Raw genomic sequence first — 18,908 nt, 5'->3', positions numbered from 1 at the left:
CCACGGCAGCCGCATCTAAGGACCCCTAATGACCGACTTACTCCAGCAGCAGGATTCTCAGCGCCCCCTGGGCGTGGCGGTGATCGGCTATGCGTTCATGGGCAAGGCGCACTCGAACGCCTGGCGGAACGTTGCCAGCTACTTCGACGTCCCCGCCTTCGAACGGCGCGTCCTCGTCGGACGCGACCCGGCCGGAGTCGCCGAAGCAGCCGCCAAGTACGGCTGGGCCGAGTCCGCCACGGACTGGCGCGAGGTGATAACCCGGGACGACATTCACATCGTCGATATCTGCGCCCCGGGCTGGATGCACGCCGAAATCGCCATCGCCGCTTTGGAGGCCGGTAAGCACGTCCTGGTCGAAAAACCCATGGCCAACACGCTGGCAGAGGCAGAGGCCATGACCGCGGCAGCGCAGGCCGCCCGGGAGCGAGGGGTGCAGTCCATGATCGGGTTTAACTACCGACGCGTGCCCGCCCTGGCCCTGGCCCGGGAACTGATCACGGAGGGCCGGCTCGGCACCATCCGACATGTGCGTGCCGCGTACCTGCAGGACTGGCTCGCCGACGCAACCGCACCCATGAGCTGGCGCTTGCGTAAGGAGACCGCCGGATCCGGGGCTCTCGGCGATATCGCCTCCCACGCCATCGACCAGATCCAATTCCTCACCGGGCAAACGATTCTCGAGGCCTCCGGCGTGCTCAAGACCTTCGTCACACAGCGCCCCGGCCCGAATGGGCCCGAAGACGTCACGGTCGATGACGCCGCCTGGGCGACGTTCTGGCTCACCGGAGACATGAGAGCCTCGGTCGAGGCATCCCGTGTGGCCACCGGGCAGAAGAACAGCCTCCGAATCGAGGTCTACGGCACCAACGGCGCCCTGACCTTCGACCTCGAAAACCTCAACGAACTCAACTTCCATGACGCCACGGTGCCGGTCCGGGAACAGGGCTTCCGGCGGATCCTCGTCAACGAACCCGAGCACCCGTACATTGACGCGTGGTGGCCGCAAGGCCACGTCATCGGCTGGGAACACACGTTCATCCACCAGATCCGCGACTTCCTCACCGCCCTCACTGCGGGCGAGGCGCCCTCTCCGTCGTTTGAAGAAGGCCTCCAGGTACAGCACATCCTCACCGCCATCGAAAAATCAGCCAAAGGCAAGAGCACGCTTACCCAGGTTGAGCACAGGTCGTTGGCCACAGTTGAAGGAGCCTGACATGTCCCGCCCGTACACCCTGTTCACCGGCCAGTGGGCCGACCTGCCCTTCGAGGAAGTCGCGCGCCTGGCCTCCGGCTGGGGCTACGACGGCCTGGAAATCGCCGTCTCCGGCGACCACCTGGACGCCTGGCGCTGGGACGAACCCGGCTACGTCGAGTCCAAGCTGGCCGTGCTGGAGAAGTACAACCTCAAGGTCTGGGCCATCTCCAACCACCTCAAGGGCCAGGCGGTGTGCGATGACCCGATCGACTTCCGGCACGAGGCGATCGTCGGGGCCAGGGTCTGGGGCGACGGCGAGCCCGAAGGCGTCCGCCAACGCGCGGCCGAGGAAATGAAACACACCGCCCGGCTCGCCAAGGCCCTCGGCGTCGACACCGTGGTCGGGTTCACCGGGTCCTCGATCTGGCAGTACGTCGCGATGTTCCCGCCCGTGCCGGAGAAGGTCATCGAGGCCGGCTACCAGGACTTCGCCGACCGCTGGAACCCCATCCTGGACGTCTTCGACCAGTGCGGTGTCCGCTTCGCGCACGAGGTCCACCCCTCCGAGATCGCCTACGACTACTGGACCACCGTCCGCACCCTCGAGGCGATCGGGCACCGGGAGGCCTTCGGCCTGAACTGGGACCCGTCGCACTTCATGTGGCAGGGCATCGACCCCGTCTCCTTCATCTGGGACTTCAAGGACAGGATCTACCACGTGGACTGCAAGGACACGAAGCTGCGCCCCACCGGCCGGAACACCGTGTTGGGCTCGCACCTGCCCTGGGGCGACCCGCGCCGCGGCTGGGACTTCGTCTCTGCCGGCCGCGGCGACGTGCCCTGGGAATCCTCATTCCGCGCACTGGCAGCCATCGGCTACGACGGCCCCCTCTCGATCGAATGGGAAGACGCCGGCATGGACCGGCTCCACGGCGCCCCCGAAGCCCTCGCCAACCTCAAGAAGTTTGACTTCCCCGCGTCCCAGACCAGCTTTGACGCCGCTTTCGGCAGCTAAGACAGGAACCAGATCGTGATATCCGATATGCCCATTGTTCAGACAGCCGAAGGAAGGGTCCGCGGACGTTGGCGCGCGGGTTCTGCGGCTTTCCTTAATATTCCATATGCTCAGCCGCCAGTGAACGACTTGCGCTTTGAGGCACCTGTGCCTCCGACGGCTTGGGGTGGAGTACGTGACGCATTGGAGTACGGACCAACACCTCAGCGGCGCGGGCTGGGCCCGGTGACAACAATTCCTGAACCATCGATCCTTGGCCCAGACATCCTCAACCTCAATGTATTCGCGCCAGGTCCTTTTGAGGTGGCCGGCCCGGGGTCAGGACTTCCCGTCCTGGTATGGATTCACGGAGGCGGCTTCATCGCGGGCAGCCCCGCTAGTCCTTGGTACGACGGCGCAGCCTTCAACCGCAGTGGAGTCATAGTCGTGACTATCTCCTACCGGCTGGGTTTCGAAGGTTTTGGCTGGTTGCCGGATGCACCACTCAACCGGGGCATGCTTGACTGCATCGCGGCGCTGCAATGGGTGCAAAGCAACATCACGGCATTCGGGGGAGACCCGCGCCGCGTCACCGTTGGAGGTCAATCCGCAGGCGGTGGAGCAGTACTGGCACTCATGAAAAGACATGATGCCGTGGGGCTGTTCTCACAGGCGCTAATCATGTCGGGCTCGTCTATGTCAGTGAGTCCGGAATCGGCAATGGAAACAACTGACCGGGTTGCTGAGAGGCTGGGTATTGGGGTGTCAAAACGCGGGTTCGCTTCGGTTTCTGAAGAGGCACTGCTCGATGCCCAGCTAAGTCCACTACCCGCCGGGGACGGAACCCCTGTGGAGCGAGCCATGGCGGTAGCAAGTTTCATCGCGAATTCACGTGAGTACGGACCCGTTGAAGAGGGGCTGGACAAATCGGTCCCTAACGACGTTCCCACGCTGATTGGCGCTACTCGGGACGAATTTTCCGGCTTTATCAGAGGCGTGGCCGCGGATGTGAACCTTATGAAGCCCCAGACAGCGCTTGACAAGCTTGGAGCCAAACCAGCCATCACCGACGCGTACTTGGAAGCATCAAATGCACCGTCTGTCTCCTGGTTGGCAGAAGCATATTTGAACGACTCACTGTTTCGTCACGTCATACCGCGGATGGCGGCACAATCCAAGTCACCGGTCTGGGCATACCAATTTCAGTGGGAAGCACCTACAGGATTCGCCGGACATTGCATCGACCTGCCGTTCGCCTTCAACAGATTGGAATCCATTGGAGTTCGAGAGGTACTTGGGAACGAGCCTCCCGCGGAGCTTGCCGCATGTATGCACTCCTGCATTGCCACGTTTTGTGCGACGGGCAACCCCGGGTGGAACCCCATCACAGGGACCGGCCCAGTCATGATCTTTGACCGCGAATCCGGGGTCACGCTCGAAGACCCGTATGAAACGGCCCGCGTCTTCATTTGACCGAGTAGAGGCCACGGTAAGACCCACTTCAGCCCGGCTGATTGCGCCTAGTCACCAAGAACCTGACAGTGGGCCCGCACATCGGTCACCGTGTGGAGTCATTAGGCTGGCCTCCAAAAATCCGTCACCGGACCAATCACGATCTTTGACCGAACATCCGGCGTTACCACCGTAAACCCTTATACAACAGCCCGCGTTTTCATCTGAGACCATCCGCCCGGAGCCCATCCTGCGCGATGGGTTGGACGGACATGGCCGCGGAATTCTAAATCGTCCGGAAGTCCGGCAACAACGAAGGGATTATTCTATGGAAAACCCAACCGCCCACATGCCAGGAGGGAAGGTCTTGGCAGCACGCGCAGGGGGACTGGAAGGTCAGCGCCGCGCGGACCTCGGAGACGGAACCTACCTCAATCCGGTCTTCGCGGGAGACCACCCGGACCCCGCAATCCTGCGCGATGGGGATGACTACTATGTGACCTTCTCATCCTTCGAATCCACCCCAGGGCTCATCATCTGGCACTCGCGGGACCTGCTGAACTGGCAACCCCTTGGGTCGGCCCTGCCTACGCCGATTGGCAACGTCTTCGCGGTTGACATGTGCAAGGTCGGTGACAGGTTCTTCATCTACATACCGATCATTCCCACCGCCGTATCGCCGGATCCCACTGCCCCTGTGCTGATCTACGTAATCCATGCCGAGAACATGGCAGGACCATGGAGCGAGCCCGTCAGCTTGGGCATCGAAGGGCATATCGATCCGGGGCACGTTATCGGAGAGGACGGCAACCGCTACCTGTTCCTCAGCGGCGTCAGCCGCGTACGGCTCACTGCCGACGGACTAGCCACAAACGGACCGGTGGAGCACGTCTACGACGGCTGGCGCTACCCCGACGAGTGGGTCACGGAGGCCTACGCGCTGGAAGGGCCCAAGTTGACCCGTCGTGGGGAATGGTTCTACCTTACGACGGCGGTGGGCGGCACCTCGGGTCCACCCACCGGGCACATGGTCACAGTCGCCCGCTCCCGCTCCGTGAACGGGCCGTGGGAGGATTGCCCCCGCAACCCCATCATCAGGACCTGGGACGCGGATGAGCCATGGTGGAGCAAGGGCCATGCCACCTTGTTCGAGGGTCCGAACGGTCAATGGTGGAGCATTTATCATGGCTACGAAAACGGGTTTGCGACGCTGGGCCGGCAGACGCTGCTGGAACCCATTGAGTGGGAGGACGACGGGTGGCCCCGAGCAGCCGGAGGAGACCTCTCGACCGCTCTGCCCGCGCCCCTCCCCCCCGCAGCCCTGGCAACCGATCGGACCCACGGCTCGCCGTTGTCCGACGATTTTTCCACAGAGCGTTTTGGTGTCCAGTGGTCGTTCCACGCCCCGGCCAAGGACGAGTATCTCCGTGTGTCCTTTGATGAGGGGCTGGTTCTGCAAGCGCGGGGAGCGAGCCCATCGGACAGCTCACCGCTGACCTGCATCGTGGGCGACCGGAGCTACGAGATCAGCGTGGAGATGGAACTTCGGGACGGCGCCCAAGGCGGGCTGTTGCTGTACTACAGCGACCGCCTCTTCTGCGGAATGGGCCACGACGGTACCCACATGACCAGCTTCCGGGCCGGAAGGGCTATCCCGTACTGGCGGGAACCAGCGCCGGCTTCTCAAACGGTGCACCTGCGCATAGTCAACGACAATCACATCGTCACCCAGTACTACAGCACCGACGGGACCGAGTGGACCAGACATGGGCTGCGTTTCAACGTTGCCGGCTACAACACCAACACCGCCGACGAGCTCCTCAGCCTGCGCCCAGCGCTGTTCGCAACCGGCGCGGGAGCGGTGAGGTTCAGGAACTTCACCTACCGTGCCTTTTAGGCTGAGCTATATTAGGGCGAGTAGCGCTGGCAGGTCGACCGAACCAGGCGGCGGTCAGGACAATAAGTGCGGCGCACGTCCGTAGCAACGATATTGCGCTCCAATCCAAACGCGGTGTCGCCCGGCGCCGGTAGCTACGTCGTAGAGCCTATCCATCGTTCCCTTTTAGGCTTCCTCGGCAGCGGGTAGGGATCTCTGCACGGCAACACGCCGTGATTGCTTCGGCACCCACGGAAGCTTTTGGGGCTTTTCCTAGTCCCACCCGAAGATCTCCTTGCTCGCCTCACTCACTGCTTTGATCCATTTTTTGTGTTTGCAAATCCGGCGGAAGGCATTTGTTCACTATGGCATTATTTTTTCGACCATTCATGAATGGGGTGGGTCCCGACATCACAGGTTCCCCTACTTGGTCCTCGCTGCTGTGGAAGAGTGTTCAAGCATGACGACAGAGTCCACGCTCCGCTTCGGAGCCCAAACGGATGAAGTGACGAGCCTGCTGCGGATCGTCAACATGGTCCGCACTGGTGAGGCGACCACCCGTCCGGAAATCGGCAAAGTGACTGGCCTTGGCCGCGGCGTGGTTTCCCAGCGTGTGGATCAGGCAATCAAGATGGGCCTCTTGGCCGACGGTGAATTCGGAGCCTCTTCCGGTGGCCGCCAACCTCGGAAGCTCCGATTTCGCGCTGAACAGGGACTTATTGTCGTTTGTGCTCTGGGAGCCCTGCACGTCAGGGTGGGCATTGCCGGGCTGGACGGCGACATCCTGGAGCACATGCACCGTAACTGGGACATTTCCCGTGGGCCAGGGGAAACCATTGACATCGTGATGTCGATGGTGGACGACCTGCTGGAGAAGGGGAACAAACAACCCGTGTGGAGCGTTGTGGTGGGGCTTCCCGGACCCGTGGACTTCTCCACCGGACGGCCTGTGGCACCGGCCATCATGCCAGGATGGAACGATTTCGACGTCCGCACACCCTTCGAGGAGCGATACGATGCACCCGTTTGGGTGGACAATGACGTGAATCTCCTGGCGCTGGGTGAAGGCGCCCGCCGCCGGGAGGTGCCTACGGACTTGATCTACTGCAAAATCGGGTTGGGTATGGGCGCCGGACTGTTGTCCGAGGGACGAATGCATCGCGGGGCAAACGGTGCTGCCGGCGACATCGGGCATGTCAGAGTCGCAGGCTCTGATGCCCAATGCCGCTGCGGGAAGATCGGCTGCCTGGAAGCGGTTGCCGGCGGATGGGCGTTGGTGCGCGACGCAGAGTCGGCGATCGGGCATGGAGCACAAGGCCCACTGGCCAGCAGGGCCGGAAAAGCGCCCTTGATACCTGAGGACATTACCTTGGCCGCGGCAGAAGGGGACCCGCTGGCAATCGCCCTCATCCGGAAATCGGCACAGGTGGCAGGAGAAGCCATATCGACCCTGGTGAATATGTTCAACCCCGGAGTCATCGTCATAGGCGGCGTGATGGCCTCTGCTGGGGAAGTCTTCCTTTCTGAAGTCCGGCAGAGAATCTACGAACTATCTCTTCCGCTGGCCACGCGCGACCTCATCGTCCTCCAGTCCGCCAATGACGAACGAGAACCTTTACGGGGCGGAGTCGAACTGGCCCGCGAGCAACTCTTCGACGTAACCTTCCCACGCTGGTTCGCCCACGGCCGGCCGTCCCCAGAAGGAGTAAAAGCCACAGCTTAGTCCTGCATCGATCAGCGCATCTCTTGTCTTCAATCACGGGCTGTGCAGCAGACTTTCCTGGCATGCGCCGTATCAACTCTGAGGGCGAGAATTTTACGGCTTTAGCGCAGTGAAGCGCTGGCTGCGTAGTTAGCAGATTAGACCGAAAGGTTGCAGCCGTGCGCAAATTAGGTGGTGGCATGAGAATCATCAATAGCGTCCACCGAAGGAACGCCGTGCGAAAACACGGGCAATCCGCCAGGCATTTCAGACCTTTGCTTGCATTGCCACATCGGCAGGTTCGATGCCAGTGGCCACAGGTTCGTCGGAAAGGCTTCCATTGGGCAGCATCAACGCTGCAACCAACCCTAGGACATAAACTCCCGCCAACGCGAGGAAGACCGGCGAGAAAACGTTGTGATATATGGTCGCGATCGCGGACTGCACGGCAAAATCGGCAGCGTGAACTGATGCTGGTGTAAGGGTACGGGCGTCAAGTCCGTCTGGAAGGAGCGCCGCGACGCCAAATCCGACGACGCCGCCGACGACGGCTGACCCGATGGTCGAGCCGATCTGGCCGCTAAGGCCCGCGATTGCGGTCGAAGCACCGAGTTCACTGCGAGGCGCAGCGCTTTGCACAATTGCGACCGCCAAGCTCATGAATGCCCCGGTGCCAAGTCCAACAAAAGCCATGATTGCCGCTGGCAACCACAGCGGTGCGCCCTCCGGGAGAACGGACATTGTCCCAAGTCCCAGCGCTCCCATGGCTGTGCCAACGATGGGAAAGGCGCGGTACCGACCTGTCCGGGACACGATCCACCCTGTCAGGAGGTTACTCACCAGCATTCCAAAAACGGTGGCGATGGGTACCAGACCTGAGAGCGTCGCGCTTACGCCGTACGCCATTTGAAAATAGGTGGGTAGGTAGGCTGTGGCGGAGATGAGGCCCGCCCCCATGACCGCCGACAGGCCTACCCCTGCAGCGAAGGTGCGATCGTGAAACATGTGCACAGGGATGATGGGCGTTCCCTGGCCACGCTCTACGACGACGAGCCCGCCCAGCGCAACGGCGCCCACTCCGATGGCGATCCAAGCTGATAGCTCTGCTGTGCTGAACCATGCTACGGCGACAACGACCGACACTAGGACGACCGTGAGCAGTAGAGCGCCGATCAGATCGAATGGCCGCCCCCCGACCGGTTGAATGTGGGGGACGGCGATCACTGCCAGGAGGAGTGCGGCGAGCCCCGCGGGGACGTTAATCCAGAACACCCACTGCCAGCCCCAGTGGTCCGTGATCAGGCCCCCCAGAAGCGGCCCGATGAGGATTGCGACGGGGAACGCGGAGCCAATGAGAGAAAGATATCGCGGGCGTTGTCGTGCGGTCGTGACTTCCGCAACAATCGTTTGAGACATGAGTTGCAGGCCAGCAGCGCTCATCCCTTGGAGGACTCGCGCACTTACGAGTTGCATCATGTCGTGTGCGAGGCCGCACGCAAATGAAGATACGACAAAGGCGGCAAGGGCAATGAGGAACACTCGTCGCGGTCCGGTTCGGTCACCCAGCCCGCCGAGGATGGGCACAAGCACCGTGCTGGCGAGCGTGTAGCCCACGACGACCCAGCTCATTCGCTCAAGGGCTCCTAGTTCACCGGCGACAGTAGCAAGCGATGTCGAAACGATGGTGTGGTCGAGTGCACCGAGGAATGATACAGCTAGCAGCGCCGCGATCAGCAGCCGTAGGCGGGTGGAAGAGAGGGGCGGTGTGCCGGGGCCCAGCGCGAGCGAACGGCCAGGTGATGGAGTGGAAGCGGACATGACGGGTCCTTTCGAGAGTTCAGAAAGGTCCTTGGGTTTCCAGCCCGGATCGTGCCACCGAACCACGGGAGGCGGCACAACCGCGCCGACAGAGGGTCGGCCAAGACGAATGTCAGGAATACTATGCGAAGAGAACGCTGGCGGGCAAGTCAGCGGGCCCGGAAATCCGCGGAATTATCCGCCTAGGGGGTACCTCAGACCCGTCGACCATTCCACGGGCCGTGCTGTTGCCCGGCGCGGCGCCGAACAGGCCCGGATCCCCGTAACGGCGCGGACTTCAGCGTCCAGGCAGCCGAAACCGGGGGATGCGTATCAACGGATCTAATCTGCAGATTCTGCAATAGGATCCTCCGCTTGTCATAATCGCTGCTATCGCAGCGATTTCGTAAAGCTGGCGGGTTTCAGCTGCAGCGTGAGCGGCCTGCCTGGCGGGGGAGAGGTTCAGGCCTGTGTGACCTGGCGGAGGTACTGCAGGGGTGGTGACGTCGACTTTCCATGGCTCTTGGTCGTTGGATGATTCCTCGGTCACCTCGGCGGCAGTCATCGCCGCTGACCGTGTTCCCTTCTGCGATGTCGCGCCCGGCCTGTTCCATCTCTGTCCTGATGTCCAGCTGCGACAGCCGAAGTGTGCCGCTGACGGTACCCCTTCGAGTCCTATGCGCTGTCCGCGCAAGCATTCGGGCGTTATGCGTCATGTTGGTTGGGCAGGACTCGGTCCCGGGTTCGTAGGTGACTCTTAGGAATTGAATACTGAGGTCATAAGACGGGATGAGGCGCCCATCGAGAAGGAGTTCAGGCCTCTCGTTTTCCCGCTGAAGCCCGGGTAGGCGCCAGGCTTCGGGCCGGGGAGTGATGAGGGTGGCAGCGGTATCAGGCAGGTGTAAAGGGGGTGCTCTGTCTGGTTGTGTCGGCGTTTCATCCATGTCGAAGCGGATGGTTCGGGCCGCCGCTTACGCGGCCTCCTTGTGGGACTTAGCGCGGGCCTCGATCTCCTTCACGGTGTGGTGGAACGCCTTCACGAGGACGCTCTTGCCGATGGTTCCGAGAACGACTTCCAGAAACCGTCCGCGCAGGTTCTTACCCTCACGGGTCACTACTGGCGGGTGTCGCGCTCGGGCGGGGCATCGGGTACCTACTCGTCCCGACTTAGGGGGTATGAGTCTGCTGATGGCACGGTTAGGCACTCGTCTCCGCTCTGGGGCTCCTCCAAAGCGATGACTTCAAGGGAAAGAGGAAGCTCCGCGCGTGGGAACAGGCCGCCGCCCGTTAGCGGGAAGGAAGCGCTGGCTTCCGCTTCATACAAATTGCAGGACACAAGTCCTCCTTCAATAGGTTGACCGGCGAGTACGCACGGAATTGCCGTTTACGTGGTTTCTGCCAGATCCCACGGCCTGCTTACAGTTCTCGTCTGGTACAGCGGAAGCTTCCACCCGACCGCACATAGCGTTGATTGCTAGCGCTGGTCCTGCAAGGAGTTCCACGGCCGGCCGAGGGGCGTCAATCTGGGGTGTGATCCACCAGCCGGGCGTGCTCCGGAAGTTCTAAGCCATGGACTCACTGGATTGAACGGTGGTCGGTTGAGGTTTCAGCGAAAGCCCGGCGCCGACGGGAAACAGGGGGTTTGCAGTGTCGGATCCTACGTCGGGATGGCTCGCTCTTACTTCTTCCATTGAGCTGGGCAGCTCGAACGGAAGTCGTCCCACCGGTTCGATGCGGCCGGTCAGAGCATCCAGAACTGCTTTATCGGAGGCACCGTATTCACCGACGATCGCTGCGCAGTGGTCTACGAGCGGTGTAAGAATCGCGGCACGTTCCAAATGAACGATGAGGATGACGGGTACTTTTGCGGCTAGTTCTGCGATGCGGGTGACCGTTTCGGCCGGGAAGTCGAGGCTGCCTTGATGGGCGCCGGCTTCGAGGAAGTAAGTTGAACGTGGCTCGTATGGCGTGTTGACCCTTACGAGGGCAACGTCGGCTTCTTCCGGTGCGCTTACCGCGACAAGTCCGGCGTCAGCTGCGGCGGTCACGCCGACACCGTCAAGGAACGTTCTCGTGCCTGGGAGCAGGGGCAGGGAAGCGTCATTGGCAAGTACTGTGACCGATCGGGCCTGCGCTTGATGCCCGGCGGCGATGGCATCTGCAGCGCCGACGGCCAGCGCCACGTTCTCTTCGTCGACATAGGGGTCATCAAAGAGCCCTAGCTGGAATTTGACGTCCAGGATGCGACGGGCCGATTCGTCGATGCGCGCTTCGGTCAGTCGTCCCGCTTTAACGAGTGACTGGAGCACCTCCACGGCAGTTTCCCCGCCGAACTGGTCGACTCCGGCATGGAGGGCGAGCTCGGCGCGCTCTGCGCGGTCGAGGTGTTCGACGCCCCACGCCTTTGCTGGCCAGGGCAGTCCGCCGACTTCGATATCGGTGAGGATCGCCCAGTCTGTGACCACGACTCCGTCGAATTTCAGTCGTTCGCGTAGGAGTGTGGTGATCATGGTGCGATTGAAGCCGAAGGCCACTTCTTCGACCGGGATGCCCTCCCATGTAAGGGCTATGGGCATCCCGTAGTAGGGCATGATGGAGCATACGCCTGACTCAATTGCTGCGACAAAGGGTTGGAGGTGGTCGTCGAATCTGCCGCCCGGGTAGACCTGCTCGCGGCCGTAGGGGAAGTGCGGGTCCTCGCCGTCTTTTTGGGGACCTCCGCCGGGGAAATGTTTGGCGATGGCGGCAACGCTGTGCGGGCCCAGTTTCTCTCCCTGCAATCCGCGCAGGAAGGCTTGAACGAATGCGCTGACCTGTTGCGGGTCCTGCCCGAACGTCTGCAGCTGACGTGACCACCGGGGGTCGGTTGCCAGATCGATCTGGGGATGGATTGCGGTGGATATACCGATTGCGCGGTACTCGCGCCGGACGATTTCTCCAAGGTGTTCGAACAGGCCCGGGTCGCCGATGGCGGCAAGGCCGAGGGTTTCGGGCCATTGTGACAGGTCTCCGGCCGCTTGTGCCATTCCCTCCGTTTGGGAGAACCCGTGGCGCGGATCACTGGAAATGGTCACCGGGATTCCGTGCGGGGTTTGCTCGGCCAGTTCCTGCAGCGCGTTGTGCCAGCGCGCAGTGTCGCGTGCCGACCTCAGGTGGGTCACATTGAAGTGATTCATGAACTTGCCGTGGACCAAATCACGGGCAGAGCCTGTTCCCACATGCCCTGGGTCGTCGTGATCCCCTGGCTCCCCGACATGAATCACCGTGTGGAACAGCAGCCCAATCTTCTCGTCAAGGCTCAATCGCCCCAGCAGGTCAGAGACGCGCTTTTCAACCGGAAGCCGCGGATCCTCATAGGGATCCATTACCCCGTTGCCGTTCAGGTCGCGGTACGGCGTTCCGTCGGGGGAAAGGAGGTTGGGGGTGCGCATAGGAAGTCCTGTCAGATCATGAATCGCCTATCTGCGATCTCCACATCAGCTTAGCAGGACTTATGTGCGCGAAGCACAAATGCCTAAGCTAGAAGAGCTTGCAACTCGGCGGCACGGGCCCCCGGGCTTCCAGCCGGAAGCCACCGCGCCAAGGCTTCGGGTTGCAGCACGCCATCGAGGGCAAGCCTGCCTGCACCTGAGAGCCCGTAGTCGTATGGCAGGGCAGAGGCACGCACCGTGAGCTGTTCGGTGGACAGCGGAGTCCCGCGCCGTTTGATCATGGCGGTGAACTCCTCAAGAATCTGCCCTCCTGTGCGAAGAATGCCCCCTCCGAGGACGACTTCGCCGGGGTTCACGAAGTTGACCAGGTCGGCGATGACGCCTCCCAGCGAGTTGGAGGCATCGCGAAGGACCTTCAGGACTGTTTCGTCACCGGCGCGCGCCCGCAGGCCAAGTTCCTCCAGCGTTGGAGTTATCGGGTTTTTAGATGAGCCCGGCGGCGCCACCGAATCTGCCGCGGCGACGCGTGCTAGGACGGCCCATCCTCCGGCAACGGCTTCCAGGCATCCGGTAAGGCCGCACCGGCACTGCGCGCCGGGGTCCTCCGTTACTCGGATGTGCCCGATTGCGCCCGCCCCTCCACGGTCACCGCGGAGCACGCGCCCGCCTGAAATGACACCCGCTCCTACATCCACTCCAACCTCCACGAAGAGCATGTCCCGCCGGGAACCACCGCCTGCGTTCCACTCGGCCAATGCCATGAGGTGCACGTGGTTATCGACCCACACGGGTGCGTCGATAATGCTTCGCAGCCACATTCGGGGATTGAACCCGTCCCACCCCGGCATTACTGACGGAGCTATGATCCGCCCGGTGCTGAATTCCACCGGTCCGGGCACTCCAATGGCCACCGCCCATGGCCGATGTGAAGAAGAGCGAATTCGACGGCGCATCAGGGACGCGAGGCGCTGCATGGTTTGCTCAGGTCCTTTTTCGAGTCGCCACGCCTCCTGCTCGGTACCCGTTATCGCCCCTGCCGCATCAACGGAGGCCACGGTCAGTTCGGTCGAACCGATTAATGCGGCCAGTACGGTACCAGCCCTCGGGTTTACCGAAAGCGTTTGGGGCTGTCGGCCCCCACCCGACGGAGCCAGTCCCGTTTCTTCAAGAAGGCCAACCTCCAGCAGTTGCGCCACGCGCTGCGTAACGGCCTTCCGGCCCAGTCCGCTGTCTGCCACCAGCTGCGGACGCGTTTTGGACGCACCGCGCCGGATCAGGTCCAGCAGCATGGCACTGTGGGAAACGTCCGGATCGGCAGGCCACAGTACGGCCGTGTCCTGACTCAAAGGGTTCTGCATGGATCCTCTGCTCTTGGAAGTCTTTTGGGGGAGGTGCGCGTAGGCAGCACAAGCGTATGTCAGGCATCAGTGGAGAGAGATATGCGTATCAGGAATACTAATGCGCGTTGAGAACAAAAGTGTCATCATGGAAAACAGGCCCTAGGGAGTGTTGCCATGAGGGCACGCAGGTTCCAGCGGTAGCCGATCCGGCGGTGTTCAGGCATCTGGGTCTTCTAGGGTGGCGACGCGGCATGTGATCATCTGCCGCACTGTTTCTGCTTGAAGTCCGACGATACCGATGCGTGGAGGCCGATGGTCGAAGAGTACGAGTGACCGACCTGCGTCTGCACGCACGCCGGATGGTTCCGTCGTCATCGCCGCAACAGCTGCCTCACCTGAGGAAACGCCCGATTTCGTCAAGGAACGGGGGTCTCGCAGCTACATCTACTCCCGTGGTTTAAGAGCCGATAATGAAGATTCCGTCAACCTGGCGAGGTTGCCGCAATGGCGGAACGATGTGTCGGCGGGGGAGAGCTTCATGAAGGTCTGGCTTGGCGCAGGTACTGGTAGACGGTCTCCCGGCTGATGCCGTAGTCGCGCGCGAGGACGGACTTGGGGACACCGCTGCCGGCGCGCTGGACCAGCTCGGCTGCCCGTTCCGGTGTGAGGGTCTTTTTCCGCCCTTTGTAGGCGCCGCGCTGCTGGGCCAGGGCGATGCCTTCCCGTTGGCGTTCCCTGATGAGTGAGCGTTCGAATTCAGCGAAGGCCCCCATCACGGAAAGCATGAGGTTCGCCATGGGGGAGTCCTCCCCGGTGAAGACCAGGCTCTCTTTGACGAACTCCACCCGCACCCCTTTGCGGGTCAGGCCCTGGACCAGGGCACGTAAGTCATCGAGGTTCCGGGCGAGACGGTCCATGCTGTGCACAACCACGATGTCCCCATCGCGGGCGAACCGCAACAGTTCCGTGAGTTGTGGCCGGACTGTGTCCCTGCCGGAGGCCTTGTCCGTGAAAACCCGGTCCAGAACCTGGCCTTCGAGCTGGCGTTTCTCGTTCTGGTCCAGCGTGCTCACCCGCACGTACCCGATCCGCTGTCCCGTCACCGGCGCCTCCGACCCTCATCCTGTCAGGTTGAGTTCTAGGCCCGTTCCGGAAGGAAGTCAAGACAAACAAGCCCGACGTCAGTTTGGGGTGTGCTCCAACTGGACGGAACTCTTGACCAGTGGACTAGATTCTCCGGCACTTCCGGTGCCGGGGCAGAGAAGAATGCGTCTCTGACCCCGCCCACAAAGGCTGTAGGCCGGATTCCATCCCAGGACGGGACCCAATCTGTCGGCGATGTCGGTAAGGATCTGGATGTCTTCTTGGTCAAAGCTGAAGGGCAGCGCGAAGGCCACCTCGTCGACTTCCTGGAATCCTGAGTGTGCGTCGCTGCTCGGCGATTTCACCGCTGCTGCCGATGAGATCCGGGGCGAACAGCATGCCGTTTGGCCCCTGCGGGGCCCGGGTGCGGGGAGTGCGCTCATCGACGTACCGCTGGTACTTCTTCCGCTGACCCGGTGACGCCGAATCGGTTGGGATCACCACCAAGCCCTGCGAAACACGGGCCGATCCATGCGCTTGTGATGACGTTGCGGCGGCCTCACGGAAGGCACAGTCGCCGACTTCCTGCTGGCCGCCCCGTACCAAAGGCGGCCCCGAAGACCGGGGGAGCGCGGCTCGACGCGGTTGGAGAATTCCTCGACCACACGATACCGGCCGGAAAAGTCCCGTACCGTTCCCCGGCGATCAGACGCGCAAGCCGATCTGCGCAGGCGTAGCTGAAGTCCTCCAGCTCCGAGGAATCCGGGTACAGCTCGTGCTTCACCGTGTCGTAGTGCATCGGTTCTCCCACGCCTACGACAAACTTCCCCGCCGAACAAGAAGCACTTCCCAACGAAGGACACATCGTCGCAACGCTGGAATGGGCCGAACCCGAGACCGCTGCGGAGCAAGACCAATACGGACTTACCGAACCTGACAGAATAGGCTGGCCGACTAGGAATCGTCTCGATCTGTCCAACATCCCAGGGGGAGTCCAATGCAAGAATTGCGCGATGCCATCGCGAGAGGCCGGGTCATCTTCGTCGTTGGAACAGGGTTGTCCATATCGAGCACAGATAACGCCGACTGCGCGAGCTGGGTGGGCTTCATCGAGAGCACCCTGAAGCATATTGCAGCGCGGAGCATGGCTCAGCAAGGTTGGCACGACATGATCCAGCAGACGCTGAAATACGCCGTCAACAATAATGATACGGACGCCTTGATCTCGGTGGCGGGGATGGTTCAGACCAAGGTTTCCGAATCTGGGGAAACAGCAGTCAGCAATTGGCTTCAGGGCACTATCGGTGCCCTGACTCCAACGGATTCTTCATGGGCGGAGGCTCTGGACAAGGTCGGGTGCCCAATTCTCACCACCAACTACGATTCTCTGATCGAGCAGGCCACTGGACGGCAGTCGACAACATGGCAAAGCAGCTCGGAAATGCAGAAGATCCTAGTCAACAACTCGACCAAGGTCGGACATCTTCACGGCTTCTGGGAAGAACCGGCGTCAGTCGTTCTCAGTCAGGGTGATTACACTCGCCTGCTGAACAGCGGTAGCGCCCAGGAACTGCAGAAGGCCGCCTCCGTACTCAAATCCATTGTCTACGTTGGAGTGGGGGCTGGCTTAACAGACCCCAACTTCTCCCGTCTCATTGACTGGCACCGGAGCTCCTTTGGTACGTCAGGGCATCGACACTATCGACTCTGCCGAGCCTCCGAAGTCGATGCGCTAATGGTGGGGCACAGGTCAGACCACATCCATCCTGTCGCCTACGGCAGCGACTTTTCAGATCTGCCGGCATTTCTCCAGTCTTTGGTCCCGAACTCGGACAATCAAGCCGTCATCTCACCTTCCGGGCAGGTGCTCGACCCGACCCAACTTGCAATCGAGGCTCTTGCCGATCAGGTCAGGATGCAGTCGATCATGTGTGAAAATGCCACGGATCGTGATTCCAGACGGGTTGAGGACTTACTCGTCCCTCCTGTGCTCTTCCCTGTTTCCAGCGATCGCATTCAAGCCGCTGAACACATCGCTGACACCAAAAAGATCAAAAGGTCAGATCCCTACGAAATAAGTCGGCTCAACGGAGTGACTGTCATTGTCGGGGAAGAGAACACAGGACTCACAACGGCCCTACAGTGGTTACTCGACCAAGCCGCGAGCAGTTCCGGCACGCCACCCGTTCTTGTGGATTTCAACAAGTTCACCAAGGGTGGCCAACCTCTGGTCGTTCAACTGCGGGCGGAGGCCCGGGCCTTGAATCTCCTACCGTCTGGCGCAGAGATCACTGCTGACGTCGTAGTGGGAATCGACAACGTGACCCCTTACGCTGGGCGCTTATGCGAGCAGATGATCCAAGATTTGATCAAGATCAACCCCCGTCAGGTTTTCGTCGGCTGCCGCCTTGAGAACGAAGCGGAGCTCGTCGAAAGACTTGTCGCTGCCGGCCTTGCCCCTGAGGTGCGCTATATAGGACGCTTTGGCCGGCAAGACGTCATCAAGCTTGTCAGCCTAGCGTCTGCAAGCCGGCCCGAATCAGTTGCCCAGCGAGTGCTGTCCGTTCTGTCCCAGCAGAACCTTCCTCGAACGCCGTTCATTGTGGCATTGCTGGCATCGATCCTCCTCGCAGGAAACTCCATTTCAGCGAACAGTTCGCATACGTCGCTGCTTGACCAATATCTGAGCCAGCTTTTGGGGCGGGGCAACGTCGACGAGGATGCCCGGTGGTCAGTTGATGCTGGTCTGCGAGAAGCCGTGTTGGCGGACCTGGCAATGCTATTCGTGGAGGAGCGCGTTGGTTCGCTTCCCGGGTCAGCCGTGATCGCCCGCATCGAAACCTATTTCGAGAAACGGGATATCTCAGAGTCCGCCGTCGAATTGCTCGAGTATTTTCGAGCACAACGAGTCGTGCGAAGCAGCAGAAATCTCGTTCGATTTAGCCACCACAGCTACCTCTATCTTTTCGCGGCAAAGGCTGCAGCCGAGAATACTTCGTTCCGAGAAGTGATACTGGGCGATCCCACACTCTTCGCCCCTATCATTCGTCACTACGCTTCCCTAAAACGCCAGGACGCAGAGCTGCTCGCCCGTCTGGAAAAGTATCTCAACGAATCGCAACATCTTGCGGCTGATCGAGTGACTCTTCGACAAGTTGAAGTCGTGGACGCGCCGTCTGACCTCACAATAGATATCGAGTTCACTGGAAGTAGCCAGCCAGATGGTTCTCAGAAGCTTGTTGAACCTGACCATCATCCAGAGGACGGCTTGCTCCCGTACGAAGAGCCTGAGGCTTTCCCGCTGTCCATCCCTGAGGATTTGCCGGCGGCGTTTAGGTACTCAATCGTGCTCGATGTCGTTTCAACTGCCCTGCGAGACTGCGATCAAGTGCCCGATCCCGAATTGAAAGCGCAGTTGCTGCGGAAAGTACTGGCTGGCTGGGGACGATACCTTGGGCTCGTCACGTCAGATCCAATTCTGAAGGAAGCCTTCAAACACGTCGCCGAGATCACGGCCCAGGCAGTGGGGATCCCGGATGCCAAGCGAGAGGAATTCATCGATCGCACAGTCGATATTTTCCCGTCCCTAATGACCATGTCTGGAATTTCAGCTTCACTTTCGTCGCGGAAGCTTCTCAAGGCTCTTGACAAGGCGATAGATGACCGACATTTCATTGAGGAAGCAGAAAGCGCCATTGCGGCCGCATTCATGCTAACCGACATACAAGAGTCGGGCTGGGCGAGCAAACTCAGCGGAGTGACTGCCGAGCATAACAGGCTTGAAATCATCGCGACATTTTTCAGGAGTTTCTGCACATACTTGTACTTCTCAGCCTCGATCAACAGGGAGGATGAAGCTGCTCTACTGCATTACATCTCCGAGCTGTCGGGACTGCTGAAGGTTTAGTTGACAGCTGTGGTTGATATTTTCTTACGCGGCTGAGGCCGCGTTTTTTATTGTCTCAAACTCGATGGGTGTCAGCCGTCCTAGGGCACGTTGACGGCGTTTTCGGTGGTAGCTGCGCTCGATCCAGG

11 protein-coding genes and 1 pseudogene are annotated in these 18,908 nt (G+C 61.0%); 6 read left to right on the top strand and 6 right to left on the bottom strand.

What is annotated here, in order from left to right; genetic code table 11:
* Positions 1 to 28: 28 nt before the first annotated feature.
* The 5 genes from AC1DFR_RS17165 (at position 29) to AC1DFR_RS17145 (ending at position 7,243) form a co-directional block, all read left to right on the top strand.
* Positions 29 to 1,216 (top strand): Gfo/Idh/MocA family protein, encoded by a 1,188-nt coding sequence (locus AC1DFR_RS17165; RefSeq protein WP_476856390.1) that lies wholly within the window; start codon positions 29 to 31, stop codon positions 1,214 to 1,216.
* A gap of 1 nt (position 1,217) precedes the next feature.
* Positions 1,218 to 2,213: a sugar phosphate isomerase/epimerase family protein gene (locus tag AC1DFR_RS17160; RefSeq protein WP_476850989.1), complete on the top strand. Its 996-nt coding sequence runs from the start codon at positions 1,218 to 1,220 to the stop codon at positions 2,211 to 2,213.
* A gap of 27 nt (positions 2,214 to 2,240) precedes the next feature.
* Positions 2,241 to 3,665, top strand: a complete 1,425-nt coding sequence (locus tag AC1DFR_RS17155; RefSeq protein WP_476851105.1) for a carboxylesterase/lipase family protein — start codon at positions 2,241 to 2,243, stop codon at positions 3,663 to 3,665.
* 346 nt (positions 3,666 to 4,011) lie between these two features.
* A complete protein-coding gene (locus AC1DFR_RS17150) occupies positions 4,012 to 5,541 on the top strand; it encodes a family 43 glycosylhydrolase (protein ID WP_476850990.1) in 1,530 nt (509 codons plus the stop codon).
* 439 nt (positions 5,542 to 5,980) lie between these two features.
* Positions 5,981 to 7,243, top strand: a complete 1,263-nt coding sequence (locus AC1DFR_RS17145; protein WP_476850991.1) for an ROK family protein — start codon at positions 5,981 to 5,983, stop codon at positions 7,241 to 7,243.
* Between the two features lie 246 nt (positions 7,244 to 7,489).
* On the opposite strand, the gene AC1DFR_RS17140 is transcribed toward AC1DFR_RS17145, so the two are convergent.
* The 6 genes and pseudogenes from AC1DFR_RS17140 to AC1DFR_RS17115 all read right to left on the bottom strand — a co-directional run.
* Positions 7,490 to 9,040 carry an MFS transporter gene (locus AC1DFR_RS17140; RefSeq protein ID WP_476850992.1) on the bottom strand — a complete coding sequence of 517 codons (1,551 nt, stop codon included), beginning with the start codon at positions 9,038 to 9,040 and terminating at the stop codon, positions 7,490 to 7,492.
* 950 nt (positions 9,041 to 9,990) lie between these two features.
* On the bottom strand, positions 9,991 to 10,134 hold the full coding sequence (locus AC1DFR_RS17135) for a hypothetical protein (protein WP_476850993.1): 144 nt from the start codon (positions 10,132 to 10,134) through the stop codon (positions 9,991 to 9,993).
* 447 nt (positions 10,135 to 10,581) lie between these two features.
* Positions 10,582 to 12,450, bottom strand: coding sequence for a glycoside hydrolase family 3 protein (locus AC1DFR_RS17130; RefSeq protein ID WP_476850994.1), 1,869 nt, complete (start codon positions 12,448 to 12,450; stop codon positions 10,582 to 10,584).
* An 83-nt stretch (positions 12,451 to 12,533) separates the two neighbouring features.
* Complete coding sequence (locus AC1DFR_RS17125) at positions 12,534 to 13,739, bottom strand: ROK family protein (RefSeq protein ID WP_476850995.1); 1,206 nt, start codon at positions 13,737 to 13,739, stop codon at positions 12,534 to 12,536.
* A 587-nt stretch (positions 13,740 to 14,326) separates the two neighbouring features.
* On the bottom strand, positions 14,327 to 14,893 hold the full coding sequence (locus AC1DFR_RS17120) for a recombinase family protein (protein WP_476856234.1): 567 nt from the start codon (positions 14,891 to 14,893) through the stop codon (positions 14,327 to 14,329).
* Positions 14,894 to 15,091: 198 nt separating this feature from the next.
* Positions 15,092 to 15,690 (bottom strand): annotated as a pseudogene (locus AC1DFR_RS17115) (LLM class flavin-dependent oxidoreductase); the annotation flags it as partial.
* Positions 15,691 to 15,870: 180 nt separating this feature from the next.
* Between AC1DFR_RS17115 and AC1DFR_RS17110 the strand changes: the two are divergent.
* Positions 15,871 to 18,780: an SIR2 family protein gene (locus tag AC1DFR_RS17110; protein ID WP_476873986.1), complete on the top strand. Its 2,910-nt coding sequence runs from the start codon at positions 15,871 to 15,873 to the stop codon at positions 18,778 to 18,780.
* The last annotated feature ends 128 nt before the right edge of the window (positions 18,781 to 18,908 follow it).

It is taken from the genome of Arthrobacter sp. 05T410 (assembly GCF_056396505.1).
The sequence above is the reverse complement of the archived record's forward strand: the minus strand, read 5'-3'. Positions and strand labels throughout refer to the sequence as shown.